The organism is Kineosporia mesophila (genome assembly GCF_021129235.1).
Classification (GTDB): domain Bacteria; phylum Actinomycetota; class Actinomycetes; order Actinomycetales; family Kineosporiaceae; genus Kineosporia; species Kineosporia mesophila.
In genome coordinates, this window is sequence record NZ_JAJOMA010000032.1 from 44670 (window position 1) to 62660 (window position 17991).

The 17991-nt window shown below is 70.6% G+C and carries 21 protein-coding genes; 13 read left to right on the forward strand and 8 right to left on the reverse strand.

All coding sequences use genetic code 11. The annotated features are described in order from the left end of the window. Nucleotides 1–9: 9 nt before the first annotated feature. Nucleotides 10–993, reverse strand: a complete 984-nt coding sequence (locus LR393_RS31165) for a GlxA family transcriptional regulator (protein WP_231488783.1) — start codon at nucleotides 991–993, stop codon at nucleotides 10–12. A gap of 72 nt (nucleotides 994–1065) precedes the next feature. Here LR393_RS31165 and LR393_RS31170 point away from each other — a divergent pair, with 72 nt between their 5' ends. The 7 genes from LR393_RS31170 (at nucleotide 1066) to LR393_RS31200 (ending at nucleotide 5954) form a co-directional block, all read left to right on the forward strand. Continuing rightward, the gene (locus LR393_RS31170; protein ID WP_231488784.1) at nucleotides 1066–1431 is read left to right on the forward strand and encodes a cupin domain-containing protein; all 366 of its coding nucleotides are present in this window, start codon (nucleotides 1066–1068) and stop codon (nucleotides 1429–1431) included. Nucleotides 1432–1524: 93 nt separating this feature from the next. Further along, complete coding sequence (locus tag LR393_RS31175) at nucleotides 1525–2289, forward strand: SDR family NAD(P)-dependent oxidoreductase (protein ID WP_231488785.1); 765 nt, start codon at nucleotides 1525–1527, stop codon at nucleotides 2287–2289. Nucleotides 2290–2337: 48 nt separating this feature from the next. Continuing rightward, on the forward strand, nucleotides 2338–2922 hold the full coding sequence (locus LR393_RS31180; RefSeq protein WP_231488786.1) for a TetR/AcrR family transcriptional regulator: 585 nt from the start codon (nucleotides 2338–2340) through the stop codon (nucleotides 2920–2922). Nucleotides 2923–2995: 73 nt separating this feature from the next. After that, nucleotides 2996–4024, forward strand: a complete 1029-nt coding sequence (locus LR393_RS31185; protein WP_231488787.1) for a Gfo/Idh/MocA family protein — start codon at nucleotides 2996–2998, stop codon at nucleotides 4022–4024. A 47-nt stretch (nucleotides 4025–4071) separates the two neighbouring features. Beyond that, nucleotides 4072–5127 (forward strand): glycoside hydrolase family 18 protein, encoded by a 1056-nt coding sequence (locus tag LR393_RS31190; RefSeq protein WP_231488788.1) that lies wholly within the window; start codon nucleotides 4072–4074, stop codon nucleotides 5125–5127. A 132-nt stretch (nucleotides 5128–5259) separates the two neighbouring features. After that, nucleotides 5260–5556 carry a type II toxin-antitoxin system Phd/YefM family antitoxin gene (locus LR393_RS31195; RefSeq protein ID WP_231488789.1) on the forward strand — a complete coding sequence of 99 codons (297 nt, stop codon included), beginning with the start codon at nucleotides 5260–5262 and terminating at the stop codon, nucleotides 5554–5556. Further along, the gene (locus tag LR393_RS31200) at nucleotides 5553–5954 is read left to right on the forward strand and encodes a type II toxin-antitoxin system VapC family toxin (protein ID WP_231488790.1); all 402 of its coding nucleotides are present in this window, start codon (nucleotides 5553–5555) and stop codon (nucleotides 5952–5954) included. The genes LR393_RS31195 and LR393_RS31200 overlap by 4 nt, the downstream gene beginning before the upstream one ends. Before the next feature lie 51 nt (nucleotides 5955–6005). Here the strand turns inward: LR393_RS31200 and LR393_RS31205 are convergent, their stop codons facing one another. Further along, entirely contained in the window at nucleotides 6006–6686 is a 681-nt protein-coding gene (locus LR393_RS31205) for an ankyrin repeat domain-containing protein (protein ID WP_231488791.1), read from the reverse strand. Next, nucleotides 6683–7039, reverse strand: coding sequence for a hypothetical protein (locus tag LR393_RS31210; RefSeq protein ID WP_231488792.1), 357 nt, complete (start codon nucleotides 7037–7039; stop codon nucleotides 6683–6685). The genes LR393_RS31205 and LR393_RS31210 overlap by 4 nt, the downstream gene beginning before the upstream one ends. 200 nt (nucleotides 7040–7239) lie before the next feature. Here LR393_RS31210 and LR393_RS31215 point away from each other — a divergent pair, with 200 nt between their 5' ends. Together LR393_RS31215 and LR393_RS31220 are read left to right on the forward strand one after the other, a co-directional pair. Then, nucleotides 7240–8490 carry a glycoside hydrolase family 18 protein gene (locus LR393_RS31215; RefSeq protein WP_231488793.1) on the forward strand — a complete coding sequence of 417 codons (1251 nt, stop codon included), beginning with the start codon at nucleotides 7240–7242 and terminating at the stop codon, nucleotides 8488–8490. Between the two features lie 138 nt (nucleotides 8491–8628). Further along, on the forward strand, nucleotides 8629–9564 hold the full coding sequence (locus LR393_RS31220) for a discoidin domain-containing protein (RefSeq protein WP_231488794.1): 936 nt from the start codon (nucleotides 8629–8631) through the stop codon (nucleotides 9562–9564). Here the strand turns inward: LR393_RS31220 and LR393_RS31225 are convergent. Then, nucleotides 9561–9875 (reverse strand): hypothetical protein, encoded by a 315-nt coding sequence (locus tag LR393_RS31225; protein ID WP_231488795.1) that lies wholly within the window; start codon nucleotides 9873–9875, stop codon nucleotides 9561–9563. The genes LR393_RS31220 and LR393_RS31225 overlap by 4 nt on opposite strands. Nucleotides 9876–9906: 31 nt before the next feature. Beyond that, complete coding sequence (locus LR393_RS31230; RefSeq protein WP_231488796.1) at nucleotides 9907–10065, reverse strand: hypothetical protein; 159 nt, start codon at nucleotides 10063–10065, stop codon at nucleotides 9907–9909. 126 nt (nucleotides 10066–10191) lie between these two features. On the opposite strand from LR393_RS31230, the gene LR393_RS31235 reads away from it, so the two are divergent. Then, on the forward strand, nucleotides 10192–10356 hold the full coding sequence (locus LR393_RS31235; protein ID WP_231488797.1) for a hypothetical protein: 165 nt from the start codon (nucleotides 10192–10194) through the stop codon (nucleotides 10354–10356). 148 nt (nucleotides 10357–10504) lie between these two features. Beyond that, nucleotides 10505–13084, forward strand: coding sequence for a LuxR C-terminal-related transcriptional regulator (locus tag LR393_RS31240; RefSeq protein WP_231488798.1), 2580 nt, complete (start codon nucleotides 10505–10507; stop codon nucleotides 13082–13084). A 130-nt stretch (nucleotides 13085–13214) separates the two neighbouring features. Here the strand turns inward: LR393_RS31240 and LR393_RS31245 are convergent, their stop codons facing one another. Continuing rightward, nucleotides 13215–13973, reverse strand: coding sequence for a DeoR/GlpR family DNA-binding transcription regulator (locus LR393_RS31245; protein WP_231488799.1), 759 nt, complete (start codon nucleotides 13971–13973; stop codon nucleotides 13215–13217). Between the two features lie 148 nt (nucleotides 13974–14121). Here LR393_RS31245 and LR393_RS31250 point away from each other — a divergent pair, with 148 nt between their 5' ends. Continuing rightward, entirely contained in the window at nucleotides 14122–14739 is a 618-nt protein-coding gene (locus LR393_RS31250; protein WP_231488800.1) for a sigma-70 family RNA polymerase sigma factor, read from the forward strand. Here LR393_RS31250 and LR393_RS31255 read toward each other — a convergent pair. Continuing rightward, the gene (locus tag LR393_RS31255) at nucleotides 14648–15907 is read right to left on the reverse strand and encodes an AAA family ATPase (RefSeq protein ID WP_231488801.1); all 1260 of its coding nucleotides are present in this window, start codon (nucleotides 15905–15907) and stop codon (nucleotides 14648–14650) included. The genes LR393_RS31250 and LR393_RS31255 overlap by 92 nt on opposite strands. Nucleotides 15908–15942: 35 nt before the next feature. After that, nucleotides 15943–16131 carry a hypothetical protein gene (locus tag LR393_RS31260; RefSeq protein WP_231488802.1) on the reverse strand — a complete coding sequence of 63 codons (189 nt, stop codon included), beginning with the start codon at nucleotides 16129–16131 and terminating at the stop codon, nucleotides 15943–15945. A 173-nt stretch (nucleotides 16132–16304) separates the two neighbouring features. Here LR393_RS31260 and LR393_RS31265 point away from each other — a divergent pair, with 173 nt between their 5' ends. Continuing rightward, on the forward strand, nucleotides 16305–17738 hold the full coding sequence (locus LR393_RS31265; RefSeq protein ID WP_231488803.1) for an FtsK/SpoIIIE domain-containing protein: 1434 nt from the start codon (nucleotides 16305–16307) through the stop codon (nucleotides 17736–17738). Nucleotides 17739–17991: the final 253 nt, after the last annotated feature.

Sequence of the window (17991 nt, forward strand, 5' to 3'; positions counted from 1 at the left end):
GGTCAAGGATCAGTTCGCGTGGCCCCCACCGAACCGGGCCCGGTACTCCGTCGGGCTCAGCCCGGTGTGCCGGTGCAACTGAGCCCGCAGGTTGGCCGTAGTACCCAACCCACTGCTCATGGCCACGGACGTCATGCTGGCTCTCCCTTGTTCCAGCAGACGCCGCGCCAGCTCGACCCTTTCAGCGGTCAGCCAGGCCAGCGGGGTGGTACCCAGTTCTACCCGGAAACGGCGGTGCAGGCTGGTGACGCTCAGGTGGGCGTGCCGGGCCAGGGCCGCGACGGGCAGGGGGCCGTCCAGGCGTTCCTGGGCCCAGGCCAGGGTCGAGGTGAGGGGCTGGGCGGGGACGCCCGGCACCGGGCGTTCCACGAACTGCCGCTGGCCGCCGTCCCGGAAGGCGGCGAACACCAGCCGGCGGCTCACCAGGTTCGCGATCTCCGCTCCGTGATCGCTCCGCACGACGTGCAGAGCCAGGTCGAGGGCCGCCGCACTGCCCGCCGAGGTCAGCACGTCACCGTCGTCGACGAACAGCACGTCGGGCTGGAGCTGGACGGACGGGAACCGGCGGCGGAACTCGTCGGCCAGCTGCCAGTGCACCGTCGCGGGGCGGCCGTCGAGGAGGCCGGCCTCGGCCAGGGTGAACGCACCGGTGCAGAGCCCTATCAACCGGGCGCCGCGGGCGTGGGCCCGGCGCACGGCGTCCAGCACCCGCGGATGCTGGGGCGAGTCGACGTCGGGGCGGTTCGGCACCACCACGGTGTGGGCGTGCTCGAGTTCGTCCAGGTCACCGGTATCGGCGAAGGTGAACAGGGCGTCGCGGGCCGTGGCCCGGCCGCCGGGGGCGACGACGCGCAGGTCGTACAGCTCCCGGCCCAGCTCGGGCCGGCGCCGGGCGCCGAACACCTCGCACGTGCAGCCGACCTCGAACGGGTTGGAATTCTCGTCGACCAGCAGGGCCACCGGGATCGGCGGCTGGTCGGATTCTTGCGCCACGTGGCATTCCTACCACTCACCGGTCCGATCAGGCGGGTGAAAACCTGGTCGGACCGTCGAAGGGAAGCAACGATGAACAAGATCAACCTCGCCACGGAAGCCGCCGGACTGCAAGAGTTCTGGTCGCAGCGAGTGCTGGCGAGCGCCAACGGCAACCTGTTCAAGGTGGCCAAGGGCATCGGGTCCACCACCTGGCACAGTCACGCGGACCAGGAGGAGACCTTCCTGGTGCTGGAGGGGTCCATCACCATTCAGCTGCGCACGGGCGATGTCGAGCTCGGGGCCGGCGACCTCTTCGTCATTCCGCGCGGTGTCGAGCACTGCCCCCTGGCCCGTGAGGAGGCCCGGTTCCTGCTGGTCGGTCCGGACGTCACGTCCACGGCCGCCGGCGGCAAGCCGGAGTGGAGCCACGGGGGCGGCACTGCGCCGACCCCGTGACGAGCGACGCGAGTTCTTGACCGTGCGGTCCACCATCATTATGGTGGACCGAACGGTCAAGAACTTGTACGTACCGACCACCGAGGAGATTTCGTGGGACAGCTCGACGGAAAGACCGCCCTGGTCACCGGAGGCAGCACCGGCATCGGCCTGGCCGCCGCGCAGCGCTTCGTCGCGGAGGGGGCCCGCGTCTGGCTGACCGGCCGACGTCAGGCCGAGCTCGACGCCGCAGCCGCCCTGCTCGGCGACCGCGCAACGGCCGTCCGCAGCGACATCTCCCGCCTGGACGACCTCGATGATCTGTTCGACCGCATCCGCCGCGACGGCAACGGCCTGGACATCGTGTTCGCCAACGCCGGCGGGGGCAGCGCGCTCGCGACCATCGACGCCCTCACCCCGGAGAACTTCGACAAGACCTTCGGCATCAACGTGCGCGGCACCGTTTTCACGGTGCAGAAGGCACTTCCGCTGCTGGCCGACGGGGGCAGCATCGTCATCACCGGGTCCAGCAGCGCCCGTCGCGGCAACGCCGGGTTCGGCGACTACTCCGCATCCAAGGCCGCCATCCGGCAGTTCGCCCGGGTGTGGGCGACGGAGCTGGCGCCCCGGCGGATCCGTGTGAACGTCATCGTTCCCGGCCCGACGAACACCCCCGGACTGCGCGGCATCGCCCAGGAGCCCGCTCACGTGCAGCCCCTGCTGGATGCGATGGCGAGCACGGTGCCGCTCGGCCGCGTCGCCGACCCCTCCGAGATCGCCGCCGCCGTGCTCTTCCTGGCTTCCGACCAGTCGAGCTACATGACCGGCAGCGAACTGTTCGCCGACGGCGGCGAGGTGCAGACGTTCACCGGGGCCTGATCAGGACTGTCGTGAACCGAACGGTCAAGAACTGGCTAGAGTGCTCACATGGCCCGACCCCGGCAGTTCGACGAGGCGACCGTGCTGGCCGCGGTCCGCGACCAGTTCTGGACCACCGGCTACGCGGCCACGTCGCTGGACGACCTGCTGCGCGTCACCGGCCTGGGCAAAGGCAGCCTCTACGCCGCCTTCGGTGACAAGCGCGGCCTGTATCTGCGCGTGCTCGGCGACTATGTCGACGCCACGCACGGTGCGCTGCGGGCCCTGCTCGCCGACTCCCCGCGGGCGATCGACGGCCTCCGCCGCTATCTGACCGCTCCCGCCCAGGATCCCAGCGGCGCCGACGCGCTCCGGGGATGTTTTCTGGTGAACAGCACCAGCGAACTGGCCGCGGCCGACGCCGACGTGCTGTCGTTGTCCCGCAACGCCTTCGAGGAGCGCGGCAACATCCTGGCCGAGGCCGTGGCGCGGGCGCAGCGGGAGGGCGACCTCTCCACCGGCACTGACCCGCAGCAGGCCGCCCGCGCCATCGTGACCGCACAGCAGGGCATCGTCTTCATGGGCCGGACCGGCCTCGATGTCACCGAGTTACGCTCCGTTGCCGAGACCCTGGCCGACCAGATCCTGTCCTGAGGTCCGCCAGGCCACCCGGAACTGGTGATCCCCGCGTGTGCCGTGGTGAACGTCCCCCCGTAGTTTCTTGGTCATGACGTTCCTGCCGAACCCCCGTGAACTGCCCACCGCCCCCTCCCTGCGCTGGGGCCTGCTCGGCCCCGGTGGCATTGCCGCGAGCTTCGTCGACGCCGCGCACCGCCACTCGCAGCAGCGTTTCGTCAATGTCGCCTCGGGCAGCAGCCCGGAACGGGCGACGGCGTTCGCGCAGGCCCACGGGGTGACGCGTTCGTCGGACACCTACGAGCAGGTGCTGGCCGACCCGGAGGTCGACGCGGTCTACATCGCCACCACCCACGACAGTCACGCGCGGCTGGCGCTGCTGGCGATCGCGGCGGGCAAGCACGTGATGGTCGAGAAGCCGCTGACCACCACCCGCGCGGACGCCCAGAAGGTCGTGGACGCGGCCCGGGCGGCCGGGGTGTTCGCGATGGAGGCCATGTGGACGCGGTACCTGCCGCAGTCCGACGTGCTGCGGCAGTTGCTGGAGCGCGGTGACATCGGTGAGGTGCGTCTGGTGACGGCCGATTTCGGGTTCCCGTCGCAGTACGACCCGGCGTCGCGGCTGTGGGCCCCGGGTCAGGCCGGTGGCGCGCTTCTGGACGCGGGGGTCTACCCGGTCTCGTTCGTCTCGTCGGTGCTGGGGGCACCTTCGGCGGTGCACACGGTCGGCACGCTCGCCCCGACCGGGGTGGACGAGCAGGCCTCGGTGACGCTCGCGTACGAAAAGGCACAAGGTGTCGCGTTCACGTCGCTGCGCACCGCCTCGCCGACCCGCGCCAGCGTGATCGGGACACAAGGACGCATCGACATCGACGGCCCGTTCCTGGCTCCCAGTGGCATCGGGGTGACGATGGGTGCCGGTTTCCCGGCGTCCGCGCAGACCGCGCACTGGTCGGGCGCTCTCGGCCCGCAGGGGTCCGCGGCCCTGAGCTACGAGGCCGACGCGATGGCCCGCTACATCGGTGACGGCCTGACCGAGTCGCCGATTCATACAATGGACGAAGTGGTCTCCGTGGTGGGGATTCTCGAGGAGGCACGGCAGCAGCTCGGTGCGGTGTGACGACAATCCGGCCCCGGGAATGATCGCCATGCGCCATGATTCCGGACATGGACGACGAATCGACCGGCACCACTGCAGAACCGGCTCAGCAGAAGAAGGTTGCGCGGTGGCGCCGGGCGGTCCGCCGGGGCCTGTGGACGCTGGCCGCCCTGCTGACCCTGGTAGTGCTCACCGCCGGTGCCGGTTTCGGCACTCTCGTGGTACGAGGCTCCGGTAGTCCAGACCGTTCGATCCGCAGTTCCGGGCAGGACGCCTACTGGCTCGGGCACGCGTGGGTGGACGGCCGGAAGACCCAGGCCGACGTCGACGCGCTGGCCACCCAGCTGACCGGCACCGGCATGCGCGACCTGTTCGTGCATGCCGGGCCGTACGCCGACGACGGCACCCTCGACCCGGCCCTGCGCCCCCGCGCCGCCTGGCTGGTGAAGGCCCTGCACACCGCCCTGCCGGAGGTGCGGGTGCAGGCCTGGCTGGGCAACGTGCTCGCCGACGACCGGATGGACATGTCGTCCGCAGCGACCCGGGCCCGGGTACTGACCGGCGTGGACGGCATCCTGGCCGACGGTTTCGACGGCGTGCACTACGATTTCGAGCCCTCCGCGAACGACGACCAGAACTTCGTCGACCTGCTCGCCGCGACCCGCGCCAAGACCCGGGCCCATCAGGCCCTGCTGTCGGTGGCCACACCCCGCGTGGAGCTCCTGCCCGGTCTCGGCCTCGCGACCGGCCTGTCGCCGGTCTACCTACAGTGGACCCCGGACTACATGCGCCAGGTCGCCGGCCACGTCGACCAGATCGCGATCATGGCCTACGACTCCGGCCTGCCCAGCGAGAAGGCCTACGCCGGCTACGTGCGCCGCCAGACCGAGGTCGCCCTCACCGCCGTCCCCGACGACGTCACCCTGCTCATCGGCGCCCCGGCCTACCACGACAAGAAGATCAACCGGTACGACGGCGCCGAGACCGTCTCCGCCTCCATCACCGGCGTCCAGCTCGCCCTGGCCGGCACCTCCCGCCGCATCGGCCTGGCCCTGTACGTCGACTTCGACGCCACCCCCGCCGACTGGGCCGCCTATGAGCAGGGCTGGTCCCGGAAGGCGTGACCAGGCCCGAGGTCGGGCATACTGACCTTCATGGGGAAACGGAATATCCGATCTGGCATCGGACAACGCCATCTTCCCCGGCGGTCCATCTCCGCCCTGGAGGTGTACACAAATTTGTTATACATTGGCGAGGTGACCAGTCACGACGAGCATTCGGTGGGACTGCGGGAGCTGCGCCATCACACCAGTGATGTGCTCGCCCGGGTCCGTCATGGTGAAACGGTGTCCATCACCGAATACGGCAGACTGGTGGCCCGCATCGTGCCGGTGGACGAGCACGAGCCGACACCGGTCCTGGATCGCCTTGTCGCCGACGGCCGCGCAACTCTTGCCCTACGGCCGGGCTTTCGGCCGAAAATGCGACCTGCCGACGGCACGGCACCCCTGAGCGACGCACTCGCCGAACTCCGCTCTGAGGAACGCTGGTGAGCCTCTACTACATCGACACCTCCGCAGCGCTGAAGTTCCTGGCCGAAGAACCCCACTCGAAGGCGCTGGCATCGTTCTACGACAGCAATCAGGGAGCCTCATGGGTGAGTTCGGCGCTTCTCCGGATCGAACTGATCCGAGCCGTCGGACGAGTCATGGCCGGATCTCTGCCCGAAGCGCGGGCACTGCTGCATGCCTTCAACTACCTCAGCATGGATGACGAGGTCGTCGACGGCGCCATGAACGAGCCCGACCGGATGCTGCGCTCGCTGGACTCCATCCACCTGGCCTCGGCACGGTTACTCGGGGAGGAACTCGACGGACTGGTTACCTATGACGATCGTCTGGCGACTGCGGCCACCGATGCCGGGATCATGGTGATCGCCCCGCGCGATTGACCGGCAATCTCCTTACCCCGAGGTTCCTGACGCGGTGGACGGGCCCTCGGTTCAGCGGCCGCGCGACTCCAGCCACTGGATCAGGTCGGTGGCCCCCGAACGCCGGGCCACGTCCAGCGGGGTCAGCTGGTCGTAGCCGGTCCAGTTCAGGTCGCCGCCGTGCTCGAGGAGGAGTTCGGCGGTGGCTCGCTGACCGCCGTGGCAGGCGCCCCACAGGCCGCTGGTGATCTCGTCGGGCCCCGCCCCACCGGCCAGGAATGACTCCACGACCGGGGCCAGACCGAGCGAGGCGGCTTCAAAAAGGGTGGTCCGCGAGCCTCGTTCGAGTAGCCTCCGGGCCGCGGCCCATTGCCCGAAGGCGGTGGCGTCGGCCATCGCGGTGCCTCCTGCGATGACCGCCCCTTCGGCGTGCAGGTCGGCTCCGGCGTCCAGCAGGGCGTCGAGGGCGGCCAGGTCACCGCTGCTGGCGGCCCAGTGCAACGGTCGCTCCCCGCCGTCGGGCAGGCACGGCTGGTCGGGCGAGGCGCCGGCCGCGACCACGAGGGCGATGACGTCCGCGGCGGCCGGGAAGTGGCCGGGCCAGTCGGTGGCGACGGCGAGCAGGGTTCGGCCGCCGTACGGGCCCAGCCGCGCATCGGCCAGTTCGGGATGCTCACCCAGCAGCCGGCGTAGCGCCACCAGGTCACCGGAACGCGCGGCGAGGCCGGCCTCCCGGGCCGGGTCGTCCGTCATTCCTCGTCCCCCCGCTCGCTACGGTGCCCGGACCCGCGCAGATGGGGACGGTGCAGCGCGACCCGGGCCCGGCGGTAGCTGGCGGCGATCTCCTCGGCGGTGGGGTCGTCGTCCTCCCCCGACGCGGACGGGTCATGCTTGCGGCAGGTCCGGTACTTCGTGCCCTCCACCTGGTAGCGGCCCCGGCGCCAGCAACGGCGCGCATGACAGATGTGCTGGCGGTAGACCGAGATCAGGCCACCGACGATCGCGAACTCCCCCAGGTCCGCGCCGAAACCCGACCAGAACCCGTACCAGGCGCTCGACATGTCGTTGCTGCCCGTCACGGTCAGGAACCAGTTCCAAATGTCCACCCGCCGGTTCTACCGGCGTCGTCGCAGGTCAGCAACCTGATGGGCGATCGCGTCCGGTGACCGGGCACAGAACGGGCCGTATCGTCTCGTGGCTCTTTCGGCCCGGCTAAATCCTTCCTAAAGAGGCCTTGGTGACGTGGAATCGCGCTCGGCCCCTGCTAGCGTCCAGCGGGCATCTGTACAGTTGGAGGGGATTTTCGGTGAGACGCACACGGGTCGTGGTCGCGGGGCTGGCAGTCAGTGTCGCCGCCGTCGCCCTGGTGGCCGCGCTGCAGCCGTTCGGCGCGAACGCGGCGAATCCGGTTGCCGCCACGGTGACCACCGCCGTCGCGAAGCCGAAGGTCGTCGGTTACTACACGAACTGGTCGACCTACGGCGACGATGCCGTGCAGGTGAAGCAGATCGGGACCAGCGGGGCGGCGAGCCGGCTCACCCACATCGTGTACGCGTTCGGGGCCGTGAAGAACGGCAAGTGCGCGATCGGGGACGCCTACGCCGACTACCAGCAGAAGTTCACGGCGAAGGCCTCGGTCAGCGGCAAGGCCGACTCGGGCACCCAGAAGGTCGCCGGGAACTTCAACCAGCTGCGCCAGCTGAAGAAGAAGTACCCGAAGCTCAAGGTGCTCTGGTCGTTCGGCGGGGGTTCCGGCTCCGGCGGATTCACCCAGGCCGCGAAGAACCCCGCCAAGTTCGCCTCGTCGTGCCGCGCGCTGGTCGAGAACAAGCGCTGGGCCGACGTGTTCGACGGCATCGACATCGACTGGGAGTACCCGAACGCCTGCGGGGTCACCTGCGACGCGAGCGGGCGCACCGCGTACCCCAAGCTGCTGAAGGCTGTGCGCGCGAAGTTCGGCAAAGACCTGGTGACGTCGGCGATCACCGGGAACGGCCTGGCCGGCGGCACGCTGGATCAGGCCGACTACGCCGGTGGGGTCAAGTACCTGGACTGGCTGATGCCGATGACGTACGACTACTACGGCAGCTGGGAACCGCGGGGACCGACCGCGCCGAACTCCCCGCTGGGCAACTTTGTGGGCGCCCCGGTCAAGGGCCTCGACTCCAAGACCGTCATCGCCAAGCTGCGCAGCCAGGGTGTGCCCGCCCGGAAGATGCTGCTGGGCATCCCGTTCTACGGGCGCGGCTGGACCGGTGTCACCCAGAGGACGCCCGGCGGCACGGCCACCGGACCGGCGACGGGCACCACCACCGGCGAGGCCGGCATCGAGAACTACAAGGTCCTGGCCCGCACCTGCCCGCCCAGTGGCACCGTCGGCGGCACCGCCTACGCCCACTGCGGCAGCCAGTGGTGGAGCTACGACACCCCGAAAACCATTGCCGGGAAGATGAAGTACGCCAAGGGCCAGAAGCTCGGCGGCGCGTTCTTCTGGGACTACTCCGGCGACACCGCCCAGGCGTCACTGACGAAGGCCATCGCGCAGGGCCTGAAGTGAGCGGGCCGTCACGGAAAGAAGTCGTCCGCTGACCCAAAGGCACTTTCCTGAAGGCGATCCCGGCCGCTCGTGGGGCCTGCCAGAATATCCGGGCAGCGTGATCTTCCGGTCCCGCTCGACTCGACGAGGAGCGGAGACGTGGACACCACCGACCTGACGCCGGAGCAGGCCGAACCCGACGACGTGATGTCTTCCGGCCGCAGCCCGGTGCTGCGTTCCGAAGGCCCCGCCCGCAAGCCCCTCGGCATCAGCCTGACCCTCTGGTCGGTGCTGGCCGTGCTCGCGGTCACGGTCGGCGGGGTCGTCGCCGTCCAGTGGGCGACCCGATCCTCGGAGTCATCGACCCAGGAATCGGCCCTGTCCGGAATCGAGGTGACCATCCCCTACCGGGAGTCGCCCACGTCGTCAGTCACCTCGTCCCGACCCACGGCATCGGCCAGGGCCACCCCCTCGGGTACCCCGGCGGCCTCCCCCACCGGGACGGCCCGGGCAACGACCCGGCCGTCCTCGTCACGGCCGAGCACCGGCCAGGCGGCGCCCCCGGTGGTCGCCACTCCCCAGGCACCCACGAAGACGACCGCCACCTCCGACGACACTCCTACCGAGGACGAGACGGACGAGCCCGCCGACACTCCCGCAGAGGACGAGGTGGCAGCTCCCGGAGTCGACCTGGCCGCGTCCGCCGTGGTGAGGGCGAGCAGCCAGCTTCCCGGCCTGTCGGCCGCCAACGTCACCGACGGCAGTGTGGGCACCTACTGGGAGAGTTCCCCCGGCTACCCCCAGACCCTGACGGTGGATCTCGGCGAGGTCACCACCGTCGGCCGACTCGTGCTCTCGCTCCCCGAACGGTGGTCCGAGCGCACCCAGACCCTCTCCGTGCAGGGCAGCGCCGACGGCAGTTCCTACACCCGGCTGAAGGGTTCGGCCAGCTACCACTTCGAGAGCGAGAGCCCGGACAACCAGGTGACCATCACCCTGCCGCAGTCCGAGATCCGTTACCTGCGGCTGACCTACACCGCCGTCAACGGCTGGTACGCGGCCCAGCTCTCCGACCTGTCGGTGCACTCCAGCTAATTCTGGTTCGTGGTGGCCGCTCCCACGAAAGTCTCTCCACCGAGCAGGCCGAGCGCGTAGGGCGGCCATACCGTTCGGCCGCCGCTCGGTAGGAGGGAGGCGGAGTCGATGGCGTCGCGGAGCTTTTCCAGGGTGCGTTCGTGGGCCGGGCCAGCATTCGGGGCGTTGGCCGGAACCTCCTGCAGAAAGACCAGGTCCAGGCCGCTCTGGCCACCGAGACGGGTGTCGAGCACGACCATCCGGGTGCCCGGGACGAACATCACGCCACCCGCCCGCGGATCGTTGTCGAGCAGTGGCGTGAGGATGCGCACCGTCTGCGCCCAGATTCGGTTCGGGCCCGGCTCAGCGAGCCGACCAGACAGGCGTGTTGTTCAGCGCGATGGTCACGTTGCCGTCGGCCTGAAGGGTGAGGATCGCCCCAGCGTGGTCCATGGTGGCGGTGGCCCGCACATAGTTACCGCCCGAATACAGCACCGGTTTGCCGTCACCCTGGAAGGACATGGAGTCGCCGATGGCGGCGGCCGACCGGACCGCCTTGCCGTTCTCGTCGACGAGAACGGGCCGGCCACCGGAGGAGAGGCAGAAGAGGACTATCGGGCAGATCCGCTGTCACATCCGTCCCTGGAATTGCTGCTCGCCACACTTCCCGACACCCAGGCCCGCACCGTCTCCCCTCTCGCGTCCGGGACCGCCCTGGGCGTCACTGCGGTGCTGGCGGTGGTCTTCGCGCTGGTCCGCGAAGCGAGGCGCCGCCGCCGGCACGCCTTCACGACCGTGGGAGCGGAGCGCTGAGCACCCGGACGGGCCACCGGACCGACACCGGCGCGGGAACGACGGCGCGGCCGTGACCAGATCGCTCACTTGACGGCCCACCATCAAATCCGATTTCTTGTGGGACTTGGGTTCCAAAAGCAAGGAAACACAGATTTGGAGCAGGCGAATGGCGGACGCGGACGGGCACCCGGGGCGCCCCGGGCTCCTCGGGTTCACGGCCGGTGGCCGGGAACCCGAGGTCCGCGCCGTCCGTCATCACCTCCAGCAGCTCCGCGCGGGACGCGGCGGGGTGCTGCTGGTCGAGGGTGAGGCCGGTTCCGGACGGTCCACGCTGCTGGGGCACGCCGTCTCGGAGGCTGCGGGCCTCACCGTGCGGCACGCCGCGGCCGACGAGTTCAGCCCGCACTTCCCGTTGCAGGTGCTGCAGGACGCGCTGGAGGACACCGGCCTGGCCACGATCGACGACGTGCTGTCGCGGGTCGCCGGGCTGACGGCCTCGGGCCCGGTCCTGCTGTGCGTCGACGACCTGCAGTGGGCCGACAGGACCACAATCCTGGCCTGGCAACGGCTCTCCCGCCTGGCCCGGTCGGCCCCGCTGCTCCTGGTCGGCGCCCACCGCCCCGCACCCCACCGCGAGGACCTGCCGATGCTGCGCCGGGCCCTGGCCGGCGCGGGCGCCGAGGTGCTCACGCTGGGACCGCTGCCGGAGACGGCGGTGGACACGCTGGTCAGCACAGTGGTCGGCACGGTGGTCGGCACACGGGTCGGTGCCTGCGCGGACACCGCCCGGCTGCGGGCCCTGGCCGCCCGCGCGGGCGGAAATCCCCGTTACCTCGCCGATGTCATCGACCTGGCCGGTCCCGGGACAGCCGAGACACCCGGAACACCCGGGCTTCCCCCGGGTCTGGCCGAGCGCCTCGAGCACCGCCTGGCCTTCCTCGGTGCCCCCACCCGCCGGCTGCTGGGTACGGCCGCCCTGCTGGGCGACCGCTTCTCGGTCGCCGACCTGGCCGCGCTGACCGCCCTCCCGGTCACCGAGCTGCTGCCGATGCTGGACGAGGCCCGCTCCACCGGACTGCTCGCCGAACAGCAGACCCACCTCGCTTTCCGCCACCCGATCCTGCGGGATGCCCTGGCCGAACGGGTACCCGCCGGGGCACGCATCCTGCTCCACCGGCAGGCCGCCCACGATCTGGCCCGGGCGGGCAGCCGGCCGGGCGTGGTGTGCGAGCAACTGCTGGCCGCTCTCGACCCCGCCACCCCGGTGGCGGACTGGATCATCACCTGGCTGCTGGAGACCGGAACCGCGCTGATCACCGCGAACCCGGCCGGGGCCGAGCTTCTGCTGAGGGCCGCACTGCGCAGCGCCCCCAGCAGCAACCCGCAGGACGCGCTGGCCGTCCTCCTCGCCCAGGCCCTCTTCCATCAGGGCCGCACCACCGAGACCCGGTCGCTGGCCGGGCCGGTCCTGCGGGCGACCCGCGACGCCGACGTCATCGCGGCGATGAGCTGGATCCTGACCTGGGCCGACCCGACCGGAAGGGAAGCGACCGACGCCGCCGCGGACGTCGTCCGTACGTCGGTGTTACGCCGTGTCCTCGCCGCGCCGGATCTCAGCGCTCTGGGGGCGCAGCGCCTGCGGGCCACGCTCGCCCGGCGGCTGGAGGACGCCGGCGACCACGAGGGAGCGGTCTCGATCGCGGCCCCGGTCGTCGAAAGCGGTTCCGACCCGCTGGCCGTCGCTGTCGGCCTCGGGCTGGGCCACGACGACACCGACATCGAGCGAGCGCTCGGTCTGACGACCGGCATCACCGATCCTGCGGCCTCGCCGGTGCGCCGGTGGCTGTATCGGCGGCGCACGGCCCGGCTGACCGGACCTGCCGCCCGGGAGGCCGCCCGCGACCTGCTCACCGAGGCCGAGCGCTCCGGTTCCGCGGTCGCGATCGACACCGCGAGGGTAATCAGCGCCGACCTGCTCTACCGCCACGGGGACTGGGACCGCGCGCTCGAACTGCTGGCGGCCACCGCGTCCCTCAGCCCGCGCGATCACCACTGCCGATGGGGCCTGAAAGCCCTGATCACCCTGCACCGGGGCGATATCGCGACCGCTGCCCGGGAGATCGGGACCGACGGGACCGGCGAACACCTCACGCTGGCCCGCGCGCTCCTGGCCGAGCAGCGGGGACATCCCGAGGAGGCCCTGGCCGTGCTGACCGCGGTACCGGTGGCCCCCGCCCTCTGGCGTACCGCCCTCACCCGGCTGCGCCTGACCCTGACCGGCGACGAGATCCCGGCCGACGGGCCGGAGGACCTCCCCGACGACGATCCCCTGACCTCGGCGCAGCACCTGGAGAACCGGGCTCTCGCCCACGCCCGCCGAGGCGATCTGGCCCAGGCCCGCACGGCCCACAACCGGGCCGGGGAGCTCTATCTGGCGCTGGGCGCGCAGGGAGAACTGCACCGCCTCGACACCCGTCTGAAGCCGTACGGCGTGCACCGCCGACGCGGGCCCCGGCGCCCGGGCAGCGGCTGGCCGTCCCTGACCCCGGCCGAGGTGAGCATCGCCCAGCTGGTGGCCGAGGGGCACACCAACGCCGACATCGCCGCCCGCCTGTTCGTCAGCCGGCGCACCGTCGAGGGCCACGTGTCCCACGTCCTGGCCAAACTCGGCCTACGGTCCCGGGTCGAACTGGCCCGGGACGCAGGACGCCGGTCCGCGGAACGGACAGCCGCCCTCGCCGGATGAGGCTGAGGCGGCACCCCCACCATCTTGTTCGTGATCATGCAAAGTGTCCCCGGAGTTCTGGAACTGCCACCGCTCAGAGTTCTAGAACGCTGGGGAGACTTTGCATGATCACGAACAGAAGAGAGAGGGCTCAGGCGCGAACGATACGAGGGCCGGCCAGGCCCAGCGCAGCTGCGGCGCTGTCTTCCAGCCCCGAGTCCGTGACCAGCACGTCCAGGTCGGACACCGACCCGAACCGGGCCAGGGAGTAGTTCTCGATCTTGGAGTGGTCGGCCAGCAGCACGGTGCGGCGGGCGGCGCTCATCATCGACGCCTTCACCGAGGCCTCTCCCGGATCCGGTGTGGTCAGGCCGCGTTCCAGGGAGACGCCGCTGGCGGCCAGGAAGGCCACGTCCACGTACATCCGCGACAGCGGCTGCAGCAGCCACTCGTCCACGGTGGCGAAGGTGCTGCGCCGCACGCGCCCGCCGAGCATGATCACAGTCAGGTTGGGGCGCGGGGTCAGCATCATGGCGATGGCCGGGGAGTTCACGATGACGGTGAGCTCGCGGTCGGTCGGCAGCACCTCGGCCATGCGGCTGGTGGTGGAACCGGCGTCGAGCACGATCGAGCCCTCGTCGGGCACCTCGGCCAGCGCCGCCTTGGCGATGCGCTCCTTCTCCGTGGTCATCACCGAATCCCGCACCGCCAGCACCGGATCGGGCGCACGGCCGACCGGGACGGCGCCGCCGTAGACCCGGCGCAGGTTGCCCGAGCGCTCCAGCACCGTCAGGTCGCGGCGGATGGTCTCGGTGGTGACGGCGAAGTCGGTGGCCAGGGTGACGACGTCGACGCGACCCTCGTCGCGGGCCAGACGAAGAATCTCCTTCTGGCGCTCGTCGGCGTTCATCGGTCTCCTCTCACCGAATCAAGGTATCTTCGCCCAAGGTCAAAGTCATGCATCCGCCTCAACCCAAGTTGTGATGTGGGTATCGAAACCCACAAAACAGGTATTGCTACGGGCGAAATTGCCCGTTGCCGGGCGAAGCATTGACCCTATGACCACCTCTCACGAATCCCGCTCCCAGGACGCGTTCGTCCGCGACCTCTACGCCCACCACGCCACCTCGCTGCTGGCCTACGTCACCCGGATCCTCAACGACCCCCAGCAGGCCGAGGACGTGGTGCAGGAGACCATGGTGCGGGCCTGGCAGCACGCCGACCGGCTCACCTGCGACCGCGTCCAGCTGCACCGCTGGCTCAGCACCGTCGCGCGCAACGTCGCCTTCGACCGCATCCGCGCCCGCAACGCCCGGCCCACCGAGGTCGAGGAGACCGAACGGGAGGTCGAGGTCACCGCCGACCATGCCGCCGCGGTCGTCGACTCGGTGCTCCTGACCCAGGCCCTCGCCGGCCTGTCGCCCAAGCACCGTCAGGCGCTGGAACACGTCTATCTGCACGGGTACAGCACCACCGAGGCCGCGGCCGTGCTGGGAGTGCCGGTGGGCACCGTGAAGACCCGCACGCACCACGCCCTGCGGCGCCTGCGGATCCGGCTGGTCTCCGAGCGGCCGGGGAGGAACCTCAGGACCCCGCGAAGTCGTCCGGCAGCAGCAGCACCAGGTCCGGCATCGACGGTGAGCTCATACCCCGTAGCCGTTTCGCATGCCGGGTGACCGCCTCGTCGAGCACCTGCCGGGCGAAACGGCCGTTGCCGAAGGAACTCCCACGCGCGGTGGCGGCGAAGCGGGACCGCAGCGCCGCCACGGTCGGGCCGGTGCACTCGTACCCGGCCGTGGCCGCGTGCTGACAGACGATCGTCACCAGTTCGTCGGCACTGTAGTCGGCGAACCGCACACGGTGCGAGAACCGTGATGCCAGGCCCGGGTTCACGTTGAGGAACGACTCCATCTCGTCCGCGTACCCGGCCGCGATCACCACCACCTCGTCCCGGTGGTCCTCCATCAGCTTCACCAGGGTGTCGATGGCTTCCCGGCCGAAGTCATTCCCCGAGCCTCCGCCCTGGTTCGTCAGCGCGTACGCCTCGTCCACGAAAAGAACTCCGCCCCGCGCCTTGTCGAATGCCTCCGAGGTGCGCTGCGCGGTGTGACCGACGTACTCCCCGACCAGGTCGGGACGCCCCACCTCGACCACCTGTCCGCCGGCGAGAACCCCCAGCGCGGCCAGGATCTGCCCGTACAGCCGCGCGATCGTCGTCTTGCCGGTACCGGGCGACCCGGCGAACACCAGGTGCCGGGACAGCGGTGGGGACGGAAGCCCGGCCGCCGCACGGCGATCGGCCATCTGGTGCAGCCGCACCAGGGTCTCCACCTCGCGCTTCACCTCGCCGAGACCGACCAGGGAGTTCAGCTCCCCCAGCAGCTGGGCCAGCCGCCCGTTGCCGAAGGACTTCGGTGGAGCAGAGGACGCCGTGGCCACCTCGGTCTCCCCCGCTCGCGGGGTCGGTACCGCAGTGGTCTCGGTCGCGCCGGCCCGCAGCTCCTGGCCGGTGTCCTCGCCCGGCTCGTGGAGGGAGTCGACGAGCGTGGTGTGGTCACCGAACACGTCCGCGGCGCCGTTGCCCGTCCCCCGGAACCGGGTGACGCTCAGCTGCTCCCCCGACGTCTGCACCCGCAGCCCGGACCCACCGTTGTTGCGGCCGGTGCAGTCGGTCAGGTGCAGTTCCGCGTTCGACCGCACCCGGATGCCGTCGGCCCCACCGTCGGTCACCTCGCACTCGGCGGCCGAACCGCCCGCTCCGAAGGCCCATTCCAGCCCGGCGCGACGGGCCCGGCGGACCCGGGTGCGACTCAGCCGGGCGGTGCCCTCCTCGGTCACCAGCACGCCCTCGGCCCCCGCGTCGGTGATCTCGGTCCCGCTCAGGTCGAGATGGCCCCCGTGGACCAGGCCCCGGGACCGACCGGGTTCGTGATCGTCACCCCGCTGAAGGCCGGCAGGCCGCCGGACGTCACGCTGATACCGATCCCACCGGCCCGGCTGATGGTCAGGTCCTGGTAGGCGCCCCCGGCCTGCTCGGCGACCACCACGGCATCGTCACCGGTACCCACGCGTCGTCCTTCCCGCCGTCGTCCCTAGAGGCCCGGCATCCCGGACATCCAGACGATTCAACGGGGCTCGACCGGAGACCGGTTCAAAACCGCCGCGTACCGGAGGCCTCCGGAAACACGGAATACTGGTGAACCCCAGCCCGCGTTCAGCCGTACGAGAGGATCTCCAGACCTTGCTTCACGACAGCGATCTGCTGGGTCTGGACCGGCTCCTCCCCCCTCTGCTCCCCCATCCCGACCGCGGGCTCGGGGCGACCGCGTCGTCCTCTGTTGCCCCACTGCACGTCCCCGTCGGCATCGGCCCCGACAACACCGTCGGCCGGGCCGACCTGGGTGGCCACACCCTGGTCACCGGCCCGCCCGGTAGCGGACGCAGCAGCACGATCGCCGTGCTCATGGCCGGTCTGGCCCTGACCCGCACGCCCGACGAGGTGCAGTTCCACTGCCTCGCCGCCGGGCCGGGTCCCGCCGACCTGGCCGACCTTCCGCACGTCGGCACGGTGATCGCCCCCGACGACCGGTCCGCGGTGATCGGCCTGCTGCAGCAGCTGAGCACCCGGCCGAACCTCGACACCGAGATCTACCTGGTCATCGACTACCCGGCGCAGTTGTCGGCGCTGGGTCCCGAGCTCATCGCGACCGCCGACGCCGCCCCGGGTCGCGAGGTGCACCTTCTGGTCGCGGCCGACGGTGAGGCACAGGTCCCCGACGGTTTGCGGACGTGGTTCACCACGCGCGTCGATCTCGAGGGGTCCGTGGGGGGCCGGGTGATCGGGCCGGACGGGCGCTCGACGCCGTTCACGCCGGTCGCCGCGCGTATCGGCGTGCCGCTCTCCCCTGATTCCGCGGACGCGGCCCGGCGCCGCCTGGCCGCGACGGTCGAGGAGTACTGGCAGCCGCGGGCCGGGGCACCCTGCCTGGTGAGCCCGACCGCGTCCGTGCGCCCGTCGTCCCTCCCGACCGGGAGCACCACGTTGCAGGTGCCGCTGGGCGCCACGCCCGGCCGGCCCGCCTCCGTGCTGCACGACTTCGCCCGGCACCGGGCCCTGATCGTGCGCGGGCCGAAGGCCAGTGGCCGCACCACCCTGCTGCGCTCGATCGCCGAGGACCTGGTGCGCGGCCGCACCCCGGCCCAGGTCCGCATCCTTCTGGTCGACTACCGGGCCGGGCTGATGGAGTGTGTGGCCGAGGATTTCCTGCTGGGGCACGCGTTCCACGCCAACGCGCTGCGCGACCTGATCGACGGCACGCTCTGGGCCCTGGCCGGACGGTGTAAGGGATCGGGGGGCCGGAACAGCGCCGAGTGGCGCGGCCCCCGGCTCTACGTGCTGGTCGACGACCACGTCCACGCCCCCGACGACGAGGACATCTGGGCCCCCGTGCTGGAACACCTGGGCGGTGAGCAGGACGCGGGCGTGCACCTGGTGCTGGCCGAGGCCGTCGATCAGCCCGCGCCGATGCCGGACGACGTCAGCAGCATCACGCTGGGCGAGGCGCTGCTGGACATCGGCGCGGCGACCGTGGACCTGCCCGAACCCGGCTCCGACGTGCCGGTGGCGACCTACCGCGCGGGCGGCCGGAAGACCGGCTTCACCTGGATTTATTAGTCGTTACTCGAAAATCGCGTGAACGGTTCACGCCAGAAAATCTCGGGTCGATAAATTTCGGGCCCCGGCGGGCCGAAAATGACCTTGAGCAATGGCTTATTGCCGTTCGCTGTGAATTTTCCCCTGTCTTCCATGCTTCTCGGCCCTCGGGCGGTCAGGAATCTTTTGACGGCCGGGTGATGCGCCCGTAAGGAATCAGGCGGCTTCATGTCCTGAGTGCGTTCCGGTCCCGGACCGCAGTGATTTCCAGTGA